This is a genomic window from Psychrobacter sp. NPDC078631 (assembly GCF_050268165.1).
Classification (GTDB): Bacteria; Pseudomonadota; Gammaproteobacteria; order Pseudomonadales; family Moraxellaceae; genus Psychrobacter.
Window position 1 is genome coordinate 378,334 of the sequence record NZ_JBNNGG010000002.1, and the last position, 16,306, is coordinate 394,639.

12 protein-coding genes are annotated in these 16,306 nt (G+C 42.6%); 7 read left to right on the plus strand and 5 right to left on the minus strand.

Features of this window, described 5'->3' with window-relative positions; genetic code table 11:
* Nucleotides 1-65 precede the first annotated feature (65 nt).
* Nucleotides 66-440: a 5-carboxymethyl-2-hydroxymuconate Delta-isomerase gene (locus ACQKCP_RS07685; protein WP_427611890.1), complete on the minus strand. Its 375-nt coding sequence runs from the start codon at nucleotides 438-440 to the stop codon at nucleotides 66-68.
* Between the two features lie 204 nt (nucleotides 441-644).
* The gene (gene ybaK, locus ACQKCP_RS07690; protein ID WP_427611891.1) at nucleotides 645-1,133 is read right to left on the minus strand and encodes a Cys-tRNA(Pro) deacylase; all 489 of its coding nucleotides are present in this window, start codon (nucleotides 1,131-1,133) and stop codon (nucleotides 645-647) included.
* 247 nt (nucleotides 1,134-1,380) lie between these two features.
* Between ybaK and plsB the strand changes: the two genes are divergently transcribed.
* Complete coding sequence (gene plsB, locus ACQKCP_RS07695; protein WP_427611892.1) at nucleotides 1,381-4,170, plus strand: glycerol-3-phosphate 1-O-acyltransferase PlsB; 2,790 nt, start codon at nucleotides 1,381-1,383, stop codon at nucleotides 4,168-4,170.
* A gap of 102 nt (nucleotides 4,171-4,272) precedes the next feature.
* On the opposite strand, the gene ettA is transcribed toward plsB, so the two are convergent.
* Entirely contained in the window at nucleotides 4,273-5,934 is a 1,662-nt protein-coding gene (ettA, locus tag ACQKCP_RS07700) for an energy-dependent translational throttle protein EttA (RefSeq protein WP_057757965.1), read from the minus strand.
* Nucleotides 5,935-6,384: 450 nt separating this feature from the next.
* Here ettA and ACQKCP_RS07705 point away from each other — a divergent pair, with 450 nt between their 5' ends.
* From ACQKCP_RS07705 to ACQKCP_RS07720, 4 genes are all read left to right on the plus strand, one after another.
* Nucleotides 6,385-7,587, plus strand: a complete 1,203-nt coding sequence (locus ACQKCP_RS07705) for a flavin reductase family protein (protein ID WP_427611893.1) — start codon at nucleotides 6,385-6,387, stop codon at nucleotides 7,585-7,587.
* 141 nt (nucleotides 7,588-7,728) lie between these two features.
* The gene (locus ACQKCP_RS07710; protein ID WP_427611894.1) at nucleotides 7,729-9,189 is read left to right on the plus strand and encodes a fatty acid desaturase family protein; all 1,461 of its coding nucleotides are present in this window, start codon (nucleotides 7,729-7,731) and stop codon (nucleotides 9,187-9,189) included.
* A 198-nt stretch (nucleotides 9,190-9,387) separates the two neighbouring features.
* Nucleotides 9,388-9,681: a GNAT family N-acetyltransferase gene (locus ACQKCP_RS07715; protein WP_427611895.1), complete on the plus strand. Its 294-nt coding sequence runs from the start codon at nucleotides 9,388-9,390 to the stop codon at nucleotides 9,679-9,681.
* A 157-nt stretch (nucleotides 9,682-9,838) separates the two neighbouring features.
* On the plus strand, nucleotides 9,839-10,132 hold the full coding sequence (locus ACQKCP_RS07720; RefSeq protein ID WP_057757953.1) for a 4a-hydroxytetrahydrobiopterin dehydratase: 294 nt from the start codon (nucleotides 9,839-9,841) through the stop codon (nucleotides 10,130-10,132).
* Nucleotides 10,133-10,265: 133 nt separating this feature from the next.
* Here the strand turns inward: ACQKCP_RS07720 and ACQKCP_RS07725 are convergent, their stop codons facing one another.
* Entirely contained in the window at nucleotides 10,266-10,421 is a 156-nt protein-coding gene (locus ACQKCP_RS07725) for a DUF1328 domain-containing protein (protein WP_021814049.1), read from the minus strand.
* 502 nt (nucleotides 10,422-10,923) lie between these two features.
* Here ACQKCP_RS07725 and ACQKCP_RS07730 point away from each other — a divergent pair.
* Together ACQKCP_RS07730 and ACQKCP_RS07735 are read left to right on the plus strand one after the other, a co-directional pair.
* Nucleotides 10,924-12,210 (plus strand): saccharopine dehydrogenase family protein, encoded by a 1,287-nt coding sequence (locus ACQKCP_RS07730; protein ID WP_427611896.1) that lies wholly within the window; start codon nucleotides 10,924-10,926, stop codon nucleotides 12,208-12,210.
* Nucleotides 12,211-12,957: 747 nt separating this feature from the next.
* Nucleotides 12,958-13,536 (plus strand): hypothetical protein, encoded by a 579-nt coding sequence (locus ACQKCP_RS07735; RefSeq protein ID WP_427611898.1) that lies wholly within the window; start codon nucleotides 12,958-12,960, stop codon nucleotides 13,534-13,536.
* A gap of 117 nt (nucleotides 13,537-13,653) precedes the next feature.
* Here the strand turns inward: ACQKCP_RS07735 and ACQKCP_RS07740 are convergent, their stop codons facing one another.
* Entirely contained in the window at nucleotides 13,654-16,200 is a 2,547-nt protein-coding gene (locus ACQKCP_RS07740) for a Tex family protein (RefSeq protein ID WP_427611899.1), read from the minus strand.
* Nucleotides 16,201-16,306: the final 106 nt, after the last annotated feature.

Below are 16,306 nucleotides of genomic sequence, written 5' to 3' on the forward strand. Positions count from 1 at the left end.
TTGTGTTTAACTGAAAATCTACTTATACAGAATACACAGCAATGAGCTGTTTAAGGCGAGTACTGTTAGCTACCAAGCATTTTCTTATGATACACCGCACTTATCTCTTCAACTTCTACACATATCTGCAATGCTGCACGCCCTGACTGCTCTGCGCCTATTTTTTCCTCGATAGTAGCAACCAACAGTTCAGCCAACTGGTCACGAGCGGCCATATCGCGTCCGCTCATCAGCTTTAGGTGAGCATAAATAAATCCATTGGCCTGCTCATCGTCTTCAACACCAACTAGAAATGACTTAATAGGTACAATGCGGGCTTTGATATCAGTAGGCAGCTTAAACTGACCACTATCCCATAATGCTTTGTTTAGCGATTTGAGCAATGATTCTTCGTGAGCGATACTGACGTTGGGTGTCACTTGAATGGTTAAATGTGGCATGAGCATGTCCTTAAATGTAGATAGAAATAATAGATAAGCTGGCGTATAAGTCTACGCCTTATCGCTATGGTCAATCTACAACAATCTTGCGCCAAAATATCTTCAGTACAAGCGAATCCAGTATAGATTACTCATAAATATGCTTAGCGAAATTGTCGACATCACCATTTTGTAATAGGCAGATTACAGCCACCGTGGAATCTTTTATTCATCAGTGATATCACTAAAGCAGGCATCAAGCGTTGCAGCCAACTGTGCAGGCGGCAATTCAATCTCTAGACCACGGCGACCCCCACTCACATAGACTGTGGCCTGATCTTGAGCTGTGCTATCTATCACGGTTTCTAGTCGCTTCTTTTGACCCAGTGGACTGACACCGCCCAACACATAGCCCGTGCTGCGCTCTACTTGTTTGGGGTCAGCCATCTGCACTTTTTTGCAAGATAGCAATTTATTAGAAGATAAAGCCTTAGCCATTTTTTTAAAATTAAGTGTTTTATCAACTGATAATATCGCCACAGCCAGTACGCCAGTATCGGTGGTCACTACTAAAGTTTTGAACACTTGTGTCACCGCTACGCCGAGTTTTTCTGCGGCTTCTAAACCAAACGATGCGGCATTGCTGTCATGAATATATTCGTGTACTTGGTAATCAAGGTTACGTTTTTTGGCAAGATCAATAGCTGGAGTCATAAGTTTTAGGCTTAATAAAGTGAAATTGAAAAATGGACGCTATATCTATGAATCATCAATGATAAAAATATATTATTACGCTAAATATATGAACTTTCCAATGTTTGAGCATTTTGTATAATTTGTCACTCACTACAGCGTAACCAAACCGTATTAATATTGGTAGTATATATAGACACTATATATCGCTTTGGTGGCTTTTATGGCATCATAAGCGCAACATATTTGACTATTTTTGATACTGATTATGATACCGAAGTTCCTAAAAAAACGGATTTTTAAAGCGCCGGTCGCGACTGACCGTGCGTCTGAAACTGATGGCAATGCAATCGCTACTAAGCCTTATTCTAATGCACCGATCAATCAGCTGTATCGTAAGCTGTCAGGTCAGATGCTCGATATCGCCGTAAAACCTAAGCTATTAGGCGAGCTGCCTGAGTTCGACAATGATGATCAGACGCTAAGGTTTTATGTACTACAGGACTATTCTCGCTCCAACAGTATTCTGATCGACTTGCAAACGCAAGAGCACAACTTACCGCCTGCACTGGTTGGAGTAAATGATGCCGCCCATAATATTAAAGAAAATGCGGCCATCATATTTTTGAATCACCCAAGTGCCAAAGACAGTCAGTTGTCTCCTCGACTTTCTCGCTTAGTATCTGCTGTATTGCAATATCCAGAGTTAAAGGTGCGTTTAGTGCCCGTATCGATTCTGTGGGGACGCGCACCTGAAAAAGAAGATTCGCTATTTAAACTGTTGACTGCTGACAACTGGCAAGACCCTAGCATTACCAAGCAACTATTTAATATCGGGGTTATGGGCCGCGATACTTTCGTACAGTTTCATCCACCGCAAGACTTACGTACCATTATCAATGATAATCTTAAAGGCGATGTGGAAGGACCAGCTACCTTTGATTCGGTCGCTACAGATGCACTGAAAGCAAATTTAACCGCGGCGGATTCAGTCGATACAGAATCAACGGCTACTAACAGTGATGCCGCAGTTGATGCTGAGCAAACACCAAGTTATGCGCTAGTCGCATCGGCTGATAGTAATCGTGAACTGGTTCGTATGTTGCAGCAGCAACTGTCAATTTATTTAGATAAACAGCGCGCCAGTATGCTTGGCCCAGATCTATCAGATAGACGTAACTTGGTAGACAAACTGGTGTATTCGCCAGCGATCAAACATGCGATCGAGATGGAAGCGGCAGAAAAAGGGACCAGCGTTCGAGAAGCTCGCAGCCAAGCCAGAGGCTATGCTAATGAGATGGTCAATGACTACTCTCATTCTATCATCCGTGGTTTTTATAAATTTCTGACATGGTTATGGACGCAGTTATATGACGGCGTAGAAGTTCATCACTTCGAGCGAGTACGTGACCTTGCGACCGATTATGAGCTGATTTATGTGCCTTGTCATCGCAGCCATGTCGACTATCTATTACTGTCTTATGTTATCTACAAGCGTGGCCTGAGTATCCCTTATGTCGCAGCAGGTGACAACTTAGATGTACCGGTATTAGGCCCACTATTACGCGGTGCCGTTGCTTTTTATATTCGTCGTAGCTTCCGTGGTAACGCGCTGTATACCGCTGTACTGCGCGAATACATGCATACCCTTATCACGCGTAACACCCCGATTGAATACTTCATCGAAGGTGGTCGCTCACGTTCAGGTCGCTTGCTACCGCCGAAAATGGGTATGCTAGCGATGACCGTGCATAGCCAATTACGCCAAACCAATAAGCCCGTGGTATTTATTCCAACTTATATTGGTTACGAGCGTATTATGGAAGGCGGCACGTATGTCGGTGAGCTAAAAGGTAAGCCAAAAGAGTCAGAGTCTTTAATCGGACTGCTCAAAGTTGGCCGCAAAATCGAACGTATCTTCGGCAATGTGCACTTGAGCTTTGGTACGCCGTTGCACCTTAGCGACTTTATGACAAAGTTCGATGTGCCAGCCAATAGTTTGCCATCCGATCGTACTGACTCGCCGCTTGATGAAAAAACCAGTGCCATGGTTGATAACATCGGTGTGAAAGTCATGCAGCATATCAATAAAGCTGCAGTCGTCACCCCTGTATCGCTATTGTCATTAGTTTTACTATCGGCACCGAAAGCTGCATTGGATGAAAACATCTGCCGTGAGCAAATCGCTTTGTATCAAGGTCTAGCTCAGCAGCTGGTCTACTCGGATGATACAGTTATCACTGATATGACGCCACAGCAAATCATTGATTATGGTATTAAGCTAAAACTTATTGAGCGTACGCCGCACATCTTGGGCGATATCATTCAGGTCGCAGGTAAGCAAGCAGCATTACTCAGCTACTTCCGTAACAACATTTTGCATGTCTTTATCCTGCTGTCGTTCCTGTCTGCGCTAGTCGCACGCAATGGACGTATCAAACGCAGCCGTCTCGATAGTATTGCTGAGCAGTTATATCCGTTCTTACAAAGTGAGCTATTCTTATATTATCCAGCACATGGCTTGGCTGATACGCTTAATAAGAAAGTTGATAACTTGCTGTCTCATGGACTCATCGTTGACTTGGGTGATGATACGCTCAGCGTTCCTGAGTCTAATAGTAAGCACTATCAGCAGCTGCAAGTTCTGGCAACTCCAGTTGGACAAAGCCTTGAGCGTTACTTTATGACGCTTGCCCTACTTGCTCAGCAAGGTTCTGGTAATTTGACTGAAAATGAAGTTGTTGACCTGTGTCACCTGCTCGGACAGCGTTTATCTGTGCTTTATGCAGATGATATTCCTGACTTCTTTGATCGCGCCTTGTTTACCAGCTTCATCAGTGCGTTGACTCGTCTTGACTATCTACAAAAAGACGATGAAACAGGCATACTGACCTTTGATCATCGTATTAATGACATTGCTCATCATGCTAAGTACGTGTTAACTCCTGATATGATGCAAATCTTGCAGCAAGTCGCTAGTTTGGACGAAGAAGAAATCACTCACGCCATTACTGAAATTAGTAATAAAAAGCAGCGTAAGTTTGGGCGTAAGCGTTAGTCTTAACAACTAGCCACACCCTTTAAGGTTTTAAGCTAAATAAAAAAAGACCGCTAATCATTAGCGGTCTTTTTTTGGATTGAACTATATTAAGCAGCCGTATTAGTTGGTAATCTTCTTGTACTTGGCACGTTTAGGACTGGCATCATCACCCATTGTCTTTTTACGATACGCTTCAAACTCAGTGTAGTTACCATCGAACCAAACCGGGCCTTCTTCTTCGAATGCCAAGATATGAGTCGCGATACGGTCAAGGAACCAGCGATCATGCGATACGACCATTACTGTACCTGGGAATACTTGAATTGCATCCTCTAGTGCACGTAAGGTTTCGATATCCAAATCATTTGATGGTTCATCGAGGAGCAATACGTTTGCGCCTTGCTTTAGCGTTTTCGCCAATTGCAGACGGTTACGCTCACCACCTGATAATTGACCGACGTGCTTTTGCTGATCTGAGCCTTTGAAGTTAAAACGTCCGATATAAGCACGGCTTGGCGTGGTGTAGTCACCAACCGTAATGATATCAAGGCCGTCAGAAACCTCTTCCCATACGGTTTTGTTATCATCTAGATGATCACGTACCTGACCGACATAGGCAACTTTAACACTTTCACCCAAATCAACTGAACCAGTATCTGGTGTATCGCGCTCAGTAATCATGTTAAATAGCGTGGTTTTACCCGCACCATTTGGACCGATAATACCAACGATACCACCAGCTGGTACGTTAAAGCTTAGGTTTTCATACAGCAGACGATCGCCAAATGATTTAGAGATGTCATTGATCTCAATAACCTTGTTACCCAAACGTGGACCAGGTGGAATATAAATCTCAGAGGTCTCATTACGTTTTTGGAACTCAGTTGAGTTCAATTCTTCAAAACGCTGTACACGAGATTTAGACTTGGCCTGTTGGCCTTTTTGGTTTTTGCGAATCCACTCAAGCTCTTTTTTTAGCGCTTTAGCAAATGATTCTTCTTGCTTGTTCTGCTGCTCTAGACGCGTGTTCTTTTGCTCTAGCCACTCAGTATAGTTACCTTCATACGGATAGCCATGGCCACGGTCAAGCTCCAAGATCCACTGAGCTACGTTATCCAAGAAATAGCGATCATGGGTAATGGCAACGATAGTACCGCTGTAGTTCTGCAAGAACTGCTCTAGCCACGCAACAGACTCGGCGTCCAAATGGTTGGTCGGTTCGTCAAGTAATAGCATGTCAGGGCGCGACAATAGCAGACGACATAGTGCCACACGGCGTTTCTCACCACCTGATAGTTTGCTAACGTCAGCATCCCATGGTGGCAGACGTAGCGCATCGGCTGCTTTTTCTAGCTGGTTGTTTAAGTTGTGCGCATCCCAAGACTGGATAATATCTTCCATCTTGCCTTGCTCTTCAGCAAGCTTATCAAAGTCAGCATCAGGCTCTGCGTATTCAGCATAGATAGCATCTAGACGTGCTAGCGCATCTAGTGCTTCGCGCATACCGTCTTCGACATTACCACGAACGTCTTTGCTGTCATCTAGCTGTGGTTCCTGTGGCAGATAGCCAACTTTGGTACCTGCCTGCGCGCGTGCTTCACCACTAAACTCAGTATCCACGCCTGCCATGATACGTAGCAAGGTTGATTTACCTGAACCGTTGATACCCAAAACACCAATTTTGGCACCAGGGAAAAACGATAGATTGATGTTTTTTAGGATTTCACGCTTAGGGGGAACAAGTTTTGACACGTTGTTCATCGTGTAAATATATTGAGCCATTAACACTCCGATAGACTGCATAGAAGAGAACAGCAAATGCAACTCAGCGATGATGCCAAGCGTGCCGTACCTCAAAATCAGGGTTACAAATTATAGGTCATTATCGCATTGTGGCGCATACCCTGCAAGCTGACAGGTTGTTTTACCAGTTGTTTTACTGTTTTTGGCAGCAGGCTATGCCCTTTAGCTATAAAACTCGCTTTAGAAAATAACTTAGGAGGTCTTATCTTAATGAACTAACTTAACATTTTGATTCATTAGCGTTTTATAAAGACCACAAAAAATAGCATCAAAACTTTCGCAAATTTAATCAATAGCCGTTAGCATGTTAGTGTGGCTTAACAAGGTCGAGTAGATCCGTTTGATATTTAATTATCAAAATCGATTGATCATCTGACTTTATGTTCGTCTCAACACCTACTTTATAACAATCATACAGGTACTGATAATATGGCCAACGGCTATCGCCCTGAAATTATTCAACGTGCGTTTGTCGATTTTATCGGATCGCGCTTGCATCCGTTTTGGTCATTGACGACTCCTAAGTTACGCCTGATCGCACGCTATACATTAAATGATGATTTGATAGCACTTCGATTTGAAACCAATAGAGCCTTTAAACAGCAAATTTCTGAGGTGATGGGTGGTTGGCAAGGCGGTCAATATCTTGATTTTCGCGTTTGTATTGATGGGATCTATTACCAGCGTAGCTACTCGATAGTGGGTTTGGCGCATCAACCCCTCTGGTGGCTCGACGATAATACCAGTAGTAACACAGCAGACCAACGCCATACGGTAACTATCGCGATTAAACCGCAAGGATTGGTATCTGACTATTTAACCAAGCAAATGCCATTGGCTAGCGTCGTTGATACAAGCCTGCCACTTGGTCATTTCACTTTGGGACAGACATCCATAGTAGTGCAGGAAGGCTCAGATAATAAGCAGTCCACTCCTTTGCTATTCATCGCTGGCGGTAGCGGTATCACGCCTATGCTCGGACTTATCACTCAAGCCCTGAGTAATGGACATCAGGTGACGCTATTGCATTATAGTCGGACTATTTCATCCAAACTGCAACATCAGTGGCAACAGCTGAACGATACTCATCCAGACTTCACTTATCATCTAATCCATACTGAAGATCCGACTACCTATTTGGCTGGTACACGATATTTAAGTGCAGAGGGTCTGCTGTTGCTAAACTTACCTCTAGCAGATACGCAGATATTTGCTTGCGGTTCACAAGCGTTATTAACTGGCTTATATAAAGTCGCCGCAGAGATAATTTGCCCTACAGACAAACAGTTGCGCGATAACATTATCGTAGAGAACTTTGGTAATGCTCTAGCTGATGTTGATGTCAGCAGCAATCAAACATTCGATAAGACGATACCTGTAGAAGAACACACTGTCTATTTACGGTCACGGCAACGACAGTTTAGCAGTGACACGACCATACTGACTGCTGCTGAAAATGCAGATATACGACTAGCATATGGTTGTCGGCAAGGTATTTGCCAGTTGTGCCGCTGTAATAAAGTCAGCGGCGTGGTCAAAAACGTCCAAACAGGGAAAGTGAGTGGTGATGGTTACGAGTCTATTCAGACTTGTATCAACATTGCCATGACTGATGTGGTACTCGATGTTTAATGACTGGCTTAATAGAAAGCATATGCTAAACAACCTATGAGAAGTAAAAGACAAACGTCACTTTATAGGCTAAAACTCAGATAACTTATCAAACCGGATGCAGTGCTGCTTATTCATGCCGTTTCGGTTAAGGATTTATTTATGCGCTTATTACCACCCGTTACTACGCCACAATCTGCTGTGCCTATCTTGACGCCTTTGTCCGATGCACAGCTAGCAAAAAACGCGCCCTTGCCTTTGACACCGCAAACGCCTTACACGCAGCTTAATGATAAAGCAATCAATGATAGAGGTCAGCCAGACACGTCAACACGGACTCGCTACCCAACAGTAACTGATGCCCCTCTATCAAAGCCTCAAAGTGATGCTTTAGCCGTAGAGCTCAATGCCCTGTACAAAAGCGTTATGGACTGGCTAGGTAGTGAGGATGCACGTTACATACAGCGGATATATGCCACCGTGGTATATAGTGAAATTATCGCCCGTGGTTTACTGGCAGCGGCTGGGCGTATGCCATCGAAACGCAGTCTTGTCGCTACTTGGCTACTAGGTACGTCTTTACTTAGCTTTAGCAAAATATTGAACAACATGGAGCTGGGTCATAACGTCATGCATGGGCAATATGACTGGATGCAACACCCGCACCTTAATAGTCAAAAGTTTGACTGGGATATTGTCTGCCCTGCTCCATTGTGGCAACACTCTCATAATTATCTACATCACACTTTTACCAATATTGTTGGCCGTGATCATGACGTAGGCTATCACTTGATTCGAGTGACTGACGAGCAGCCTTGGACGCCAGAAGATCGCTATAATATGTTTAGTACAGCGGTGCTAGCATTAGGCTTTGAATGGGCGGTAGCTTTTCACGATATCCAAATCAGTGCAGATGAATACGCTGACTCTCCTGATCTGCACAAAATCATGCAGCAAAAGTCTCGCGCGTTATTTGCCAAAATTGGACGACAAATAGGCAAAGACTATATCGCACTGCCGTCTGTGGTAGCGATGACACTAGGCCGTCGTGGCGCCTTTAGTACGCTGAGCGGTAACATGACTGCCAATACTGTCCGTAACCTATGGACGTGGGCGGTGATTTTTTGTGGGCATTTCACTGAGCAAGCGCATATCTATACCCATCTCGATGCCAATGAAAGTAAAGGCGACTGGTATGTACGCCAAATCCTTGGCTCTAGCAATATCAAAGGCAGCAAATGGTTTCACCTTTTGACAGGTAATTTGTCTCATCAGATTGAGCATCATATATTCCCTGATATGCCAGCTGCCCACTATGCAAAGATTGCGCCGCAGGTACAGGCCATGTGCCATAAGTATGGTTTAAGCTATAACACTGGCCGCTTTAGCACTCAGCTCAAGCAAGTACTGGGACGTATTTATCACTTTAGCAAACCTAGTGAAAAAGAATGGCAAGCGTATGTACAGTCAACGGAAAATGCAGATATTACTACTCATAAAGATGATAGGTCAGCGGTCAATTTAGAAAACAAATTAGAAGATAAATTAGAGATAGAAAATGTTGGTGGTCTCACTCGCTTTTTACCTCCAGTCGTTCGTAAAGCCATATCCTATGCATGGTGACCTATTCAGATTTGCAACCAGATACTGCCATGATAAGGTAGGACAACAAACATAAATGACGTTAACAATCGTCCTATCGACCATTACGGTAAGCGTCTAGATTATTAGGTGTCAAACCTACATACTAAACTGGCACTATTAAATTAATAAATATTTAATTCATAATAAAAATTCGATAATAAGAAATGGAGTATATTAATGAATAATCAAACCTCTAAACCAAATCTGGACATTGTTCATAATCAAGCAGCGAACCGCTTTGAGACATCTATCAATGGTCAGACAGGTTATATTAGCTATCAGGAAAATGCTGACAAGTTGGTTTACGATCATACTATCGTACCGCAGCAATTAGGCGGTCAAGGCGTTGGTTCAGCACTGGTAAAGCATGCATTGAATTATGCGCGTGAGCAAAATAAAAAAGTGGTACCGCAATGCTCATTTGTCGCGTCATACATTAGCAAAAATCCTGAGTATCAAGATTTGATTTAGCTGGCTACATAATTAGGCTCAACTAATTCTTTAACTAGGTTCAGTTAAGTAATATCGGGCAAAGCAGAAAAATATGTAGATATTTATTTAGCATAGGAGACATACCCCAGCACCACTTTTAATAAACCAATTCGACATAACAATAAAGGTTATTAATATGAGTAGTTTATCTGACAAACAAATCAATCTACAGCTAGAAGAGCTGGCTGGCTGGCAGCGTGACGGCAATAGCATCGTCAAGACGTATCATTTCAGCGATTTTATCGAAGCTATGAGCTTTATGAATCAAGCGGCATTTCATGCTGAAGCGCTTGAGCACCATCCTGAATGGCGCAATACCTACAATATCGTAGAAGTTCGTCTAACCAATCATGATACAGGCGGTATATCTAGTTTGGATATTCGTTTAGCCAAGCGCATGGAGCATATTATTCAGCCCAAACGGTTGTAGTAGCAAGTCTATAATGCATACCTTGATACTAATTATCTTGGCTCTATACCTATTACCCTAGTTGAAGCAGACAAAAAAAGACCCTCAATTGAGGGTCTTTCTTATAGTAGGTATTTACAACGATAAGCTGTGTCTACATCTTACGACTGACAAAGGCAACAATAAACAAAATCACTGCGACTGCTAAGAAAATGTATGCCAAATTAGCAGATAATCCTGCGACACCGCCAAAACCTAGTAAACTCGCTAATAATGCGATTACTGCAAAAATAATAGCCCAACGAAACATAATCTTCTCCTCAAATAATAGTAAAAAACAGATATTAGAATTTATATAGCATCTATTTAACTTGTTTTTATCTAATGCTAGTTATTACTGTTTACGCTTATAGATTAGCAATGTTCGTGTCCAAAAAACGTTCATTTTAGTAATAATATCGGTAGGTTATGTAAAGTTTGTAGTATCTGTTAATGTCTCATACCTCTTTTTCTTTAATAGATGATATTTTCGAAATAGAATTATATTTCTGAATACAACGTTATTTAACTGAGCATTCTTAAACTAAGCGCTTTTTACCTGTATGTGCTTTTATTGAATGCCCTTTTACTGAACGCTACTCTTTCAACTGTATGCAGAACTATTTTAAATTTCTCACGTTATATGTGATGTTGTATGTGAGGTAGGCTGCAAACTATAAACTGTAGCGACCTCACAAACCCCTAACCTAATCAAACGACTTGGTTTATAGTTTACTATCCACCTATTCTCAAATCTATTAAGGACAATACATATGGATACCAATACGGATACTGAAAACCCTATACAAAAAACCAGCGGCGACACACGCCCTTATGCAGTCGTTCTATATGGTGCGACAAGCTTCGTCGGTCAGATCACTGCCCACTATTTAACCAATTTTTTGTCAAATAATAAGAACGAAGATGGCTCAAATGTATCATGGGCGATCGCAGGTCGTGATGAAGACAAGCTCAATAAGCTACAGGCCAAACTCGAGAGCAAGGTAGACATTATTATTGCCAATAGTAACGATGCTGACAGCCTTGATAAGATGACAAATCAAACTCAAGTCATCATCTCAACTGTCGGCCCTTATCTGAAATATGGTGAGCCGCTGATTAAATCCTGTGCTGAAAACGGTACAGATTATGTTGATCTTACTGGTGAGGCTATTTTCATCAAAGATATGATGGACAAGTACCAAGACACTGCCAAGCAAAGTGGTGCTCGTATCGTCAACTCTTGTGGTTTTGATTCTATCCCCTCAGATTTGGGTGCGTACTTTACCCAAGCTAAGGCAGAAGAAAAGTTCGGCGAGACCTGTAATGTCATTCATATGCGTGTCAAAGCAGCGAAAGGTGGGATCTCAGGCGGTACTATCGCATCGATGGCATCAATATTTGAAGAAGCTGGTGAGGACAAAGCACGTCGCAAACAAGTGGCCAATCCATACCTGTTAAACGATGATGCCAACGCACCAAACGTACGTCAGGATAATGTTAGCAAACCAGTATATGACAGCAATCATAAGCGCTGGTTAGCACCGTTCGTCATGGCGACCATCAATACGCGTATCGTCCATCGTACTAACCAATTGCTCAGCTATGAGTACGGTCGCGATTTTAAATATGACGAAGCCATGTGGATGAAAGATGGCGTCAAAGGAAAACTGTCTAGCTATGCTATGAGTGCAGGTTTACTAGGCTTTGCCACTGCGATGATGATTAAACCAAGTCGCGAGTTACTATCCAAGCACGTCTTACCAAAAGCTGGCTCAGGCCCTTCTAAGGACGAGCAAGAGAACGGCTACTTTGATATTCGTCACTTTGGACAAACGGCCAAAAACGATACTATTACCGTTAAAGTAACAGGTGATAGAGATCCTGGTTATGGCAGTACCTCTCGTATGATTTCGCAGGCGGCATTATGTCTGGCACAAGATATTAGCAAAGAAGATATTGGCGGCGGGTTCTGGACACCAGCAACTGCGATGGGAGATAAGCTAATAACACGTTTAGAAGCGCATTCTGGTCTTAGCTTTGAAGTGATTGATAGTTAATCTATTGAGTGATAACAAAGGCTCAATGTCTTTATGACCGTATCTTGGCTTTGAGATACGGTTTTTTATTGTCTATTCTAAAATTGAGACGAAAATTAAATTAAGAACAACGTATTTTTTTGGTGAACAATGTTTCTGTTTGCCGATTATTTAATACTTTATGATACTAACCATTAATCTAGTACTACTATCGTTTTATAGATATTGTAGAAAAATCATACGTAAACATTAGTTTAATGAAGTATATATTATCAAAGGATTTATATAATAGAATTTAGGAATTATCTAAACACTGGCTTTTAATTATAAATAAAAACTACTGATAGAAGTTTCTATAATACTGACAGATAGCACTGAAAAAACTATTAATAACAATCAGCTAAGTTCAAATAACAACTATAAGCAATCAAACATTCATATTTTTAATGCTAGAGACATCGGTAAATATTTATAGTTAACAAACTCATTTATTAACAGCTTTAATAACAAAATCAACCTTTGCTACTAATGAGTTTTTGAAAAATATACAAGTTAAAATACTAGCTAGACTTTAAATATGACAGTTTCATAACGTCACAAGAAAACATTAAACTGTTAGAACCTTAATGAGTTTGCTACTGAAATATAAACTACATCGTTGATAATTTGCATACAGTATTTACAGACACCTTTAAATAAAAACAGCTCATTATTGAATATGAGTTATCGTTTTTAACTATTGCTAATTATGTATCATGGAGTTTTATAATGAAGAAGAATGTTTTATCACTAATCGTCGGCGCCAGCCTTGTATTGCCAACTATGGCAATGGCAGCACCCGTTAACAATAGCGATCTAATGCCAGCAGATATGCGTAACGCTGCTGTCGAGAGCACTGTACAGGCCGAAATAGAAGGTCCTGATGGTGAGTTGCTAGCGACTCAACCTGGCGCTGTAGATGTCGAAGCGTCAAATACTGCTGATGTCGATATGGACATGAATAATGAAGCAGATGAAATAAACGACGAAACTGACGATATGGATAATGAAGTAAGCAATGATAACGCAGCTTTGATGAATAACGCTCAGGCAACAACCAATGCGGCAGCAATGACTACTGCTACAACTGCTCAGGCTCCTGTACAGAACGCTCAAGCGCCTAACATGCAACACAGCAATGCAGACTATCAGCCTTTGATCGCTGGTGAAGCGGCTACTGAGAATAAAGTTGCAGATGCTGCTAGTACTTTGCAAGAAAAGAAAAAAGACAAGCGTGGTGAGTTATTAGCTACTCAGCCAGCAAACGTACAGTTCAAAGAGAACCGTCGTATCGCTGTATCACGCTAAGCAGATAACTAGTTTATTTGATTTAGTTTGTAAGCGTATTACTTATATAAAAAGGCAGCCATATGGCTGCCTTTTTTGTTATACCAAACTATAAATTTTAGCTATTTTTATCAGTATTTATTTCTTAGTTTTAGTCACGCCCGCTTCTTGTAATAAAGCGCCGAGTGTACCCATTTTACTTGGGGCTTCAGCTTTATCATTTTTCACTGGCTTACTACGATTGCTCGCGTTGTCTTTATCCTGACGCTTGCCACGTGGCTTAGACGGACGTTTATCAGCAGCTGGACGGCTATTATTTGGACGGTCACTATTTGCATTATTGTTGCGTGGGCGACTGGTTTTCTCACCATCTGTACTAGCTGTCGTAGACTTGGCAGCCGTACGGACAGGTTTTTCAGATTCAGGTTTCATGCTAAAGCCGATACGACCACGTTTCTCATCGATAGAGATAACCCGTACCGATACGATATCGCCAGGTTTGACACGGTTCATAGGATCGGCGACAAAATCATTGGCCATCTGCGAGATATGTACCAGACCATCCTGATGGACACCCACATCAACGAAACAACCAAAGGCCGTTACGTTAGTGACTACCCCTTCTAACGTCATGCCTTCGCTCAAATCTTTGATGCTATTGACGTCATCACGGAAATTGGCCGTTTTAAACTCAGGACGAGGATCACGAGCAGGTTTAGCAAGCTCTTCGATAATCGCTTTTACGCTAACATTATCATCGTTAGCAGCCAGTATAGTCGTATCAATAGTATTTAATACGCTATCATTACCGATGACTTCTGACAACGGCTTGCCCGCTTGTGCGAGTAAGCTATCGACCAATGCATAGCTCTCTGGATGCACACCAGTGGCATCTAATGGATTGCTACCATTATGAATACGCAAGAAACCAGCTGCCTGCTCAAATGTCTTAGCGCCTAGACGTGGGACGTTTTTGAGCGCTTCACGGCTATCAAATGCACCATGCTCTTTGCGATAAGTGACGATTTGCTGCGCCACATTGCGGTTAAGACCTGCGATGTGAGCTAAGATAGCTGGACTGGCTGTGTTTACATCCACACCCACGGCATTCACGCTATCTTGAGTTACTTTATCAAGACTGTCTGCAAGCTGGTTTTGATTGACGTCATGCTGATATTGACCCACGCCAATGGCTTTTGGATCAACTTTAACAAGCTCTGACAATGGATCCTGCAAGCGACGCGCGATAGAAACCGCTCCGCGTACAGAAACGTCTAGATTGGCCAGCTCATCACTAGCAAGTTCACTCGCTGAATAAACAGACGCACCCGACTCATTAACGATAACAGCTTTGGCTTTTAATGCATCATTCGCGGCCAAAATCTCTTTAATCATCGCATCTGTTTCGCGACTTGCCGTACCATTACCGATAGCGACCAAATCAACGTTATAAGTGCTCAACAGCGCATCGATGACTTCTTTGGCTTCATCCATCTTATTATCAGGTGCGAACGGATACACTGTCGCGATGACAGGTTTCTCTTCGTTATCTAACATGACATGACCTTGCGCATCGACGATGGCCATTTTTACGCCATGACGGATACCAGGATCGACACCCAAGATTACTTTAGGACCTGCAGGTGCAGACATTAGCAAATGCTGTAAGTTGCTAGCGAACACATCAATCGCATCCGCTTCTGCGGCTAGGCGCTTTTCAGTTAATAGGCGATGCTCGATATGCGGACGCCATTTGTCTTTCCACAAGCTACTGGCTGCCTCTACTAAAAACTCACGGCGTGCTGCTGGCGCTTTGGCATCGACGTCAAAATGACTGATGATTTTTTCGATAAAGGGTGCGTCTTCGCCTTCAATCTTTAGGCCCAAGACGTTTTCTTGACGACCGCGCAACATTGCTAATAGGCGATGATTTGGCAGTCGAGCAAGGCTTTCGCTATGCTCAAAGTAGTCTTTGAATTTTTCGCCCACTTCGCGCTTCTCTTCGCTCGCAACGCTCGATACGATACTGGCAGTTTTGGCAAAACCACTGCGTAAATTGTCCAACAAACCCAATGCTTGCGTCCATTCATCAACGATAATCGCTTGTACGCCAGCGAGTTGTTTTTCGATATCGCTAAAGTCAACCTCGATTTCATTACCACTGTCATCAGTGATACTTGACTGGATCTGATAATCAGCCAAGGCATCCATCGGGGTGATTTCTTGGGTCAAGACCGCTTGGGCAGCAGTATCAAGACCAGCGGCACGAGCTTTGGCAGCAGGTGAACGACGACGCGGACGATATGGCAGATAGATATCTTCAAGCTCAAGCTTAGACGTCGCATTATCGATACGCGTCTGTAGCTCATCAGTCAGATTGCCCTGTGTGCTTAGCAGTTCAGTAATTTTAAGGCGACGTGTTGCCATGTCACGCTCGTAATTAAGCGACTTCTCTAAAGCACGCAGCTGCGCATCATCAAGATTCTGAGTCTTTTCTTTGCGGTAACGCGCAATAAAAGGAACCGTCGCGCCTTCATCATAAAGTTTGACAAACGCATTGACTTGAGCAGTCTTAATGCCAAGCGCGCGAGCAAGCTTGTCGTGAATATTCGCGTGTGTGGTTGCATCTAAAACCTGTGCATTTGTCGAGGTTTGAGATGACGTTAAGGTATCAGTGCTACTCATATACGTATCAATCGTTGAGAAATGTAGCTTTGCATTATAGCAAAAGCTGCATGAATAAAAATCCTTTTTATCTTTTCGTTATTTATTGCGCATTTTAGGACGCAAA

What these genes read in the sequence shown, in the direction of transcription:
- plsB (WP_427611892.1), top strand. Translation starts at nt 1,381, where the DNA reads ATGATACCGAAGTTCCTAAAAAAACGGATTTTTAAAGCGCCGGTCGCG.
- ettA (WP_057757965.1), bottom strand. Translation starts at nt 5,934, where the DNA reads ATGGCTCAATATATTTACACGATGAACAACGTGTCAAAACTTGTTCCC.
- ACQKCP_RS07710 (WP_427611894.1), top strand. Translation starts at nt 7,729, where the DNA reads ATGCGCTTATTACCACCCGTTACTACGCCACAATCTGCTGTGCCTATC.
- ACQKCP_RS07725 (WP_021814049.1), bottom strand. Translation starts at nt 10,421, where the DNA reads ATGTTTCGTTGGGCTATTATTTTTGCAGTAATCGCATTATTAGCGAGT.
- ACQKCP_RS07735 (WP_427611898.1), top strand. Translation starts at nt 12,958, where the DNA reads ATGAAGAAGAATGTTTTATCACTAATCGTCGGCGCCAGCCTTGTATTG.
- ybaK (WP_427611891.1), bottom strand. Translation starts at nt 1,133, where the DNA reads ATGACTCCAGCTATTGATCTTGCCAAAAAACGTAACCTTGATTACCAA.
- ACQKCP_RS07715 (WP_427611895.1), top strand. Translation starts at nt 9,388, where the DNA reads ATGAATAATCAAACCTCTAAACCAAATCTGGACATTGTTCATAATCAA.
- ACQKCP_RS07685 (WP_427611890.1), bottom strand. Translation starts at nt 440, where the DNA reads ATGCCACATTTAACCATTCAAGTGACACCCAACGTCAGTATCGCTCAC.
- ACQKCP_RS07720 (WP_057757953.1), top strand. Translation starts at nt 9,839, where the DNA reads ATGAGTAGTTTATCTGACAAACAAATCAATCTACAGCTAGAAGAGCTG.
- ACQKCP_RS07730 (WP_427611896.1), top strand. Translation starts at nt 10,924, where the DNA reads ATGGATACCAATACGGATACTGAAAACCCTATACAAAAAACCAGCGGC.
- ACQKCP_RS07705 (WP_427611893.1), top strand. Translation starts at nt 6,385, where the DNA reads ATGGCCAACGGCTATCGCCCTGAAATTATTCAACGTGCGTTTGTCGAT.
- ACQKCP_RS07740 (WP_427611899.1), bottom strand. Translation starts at nt 16,200, where the DNA reads ATGAGTAGCACTGATACCTTAACGTCATCTCAAACCTCGACAAATGCA.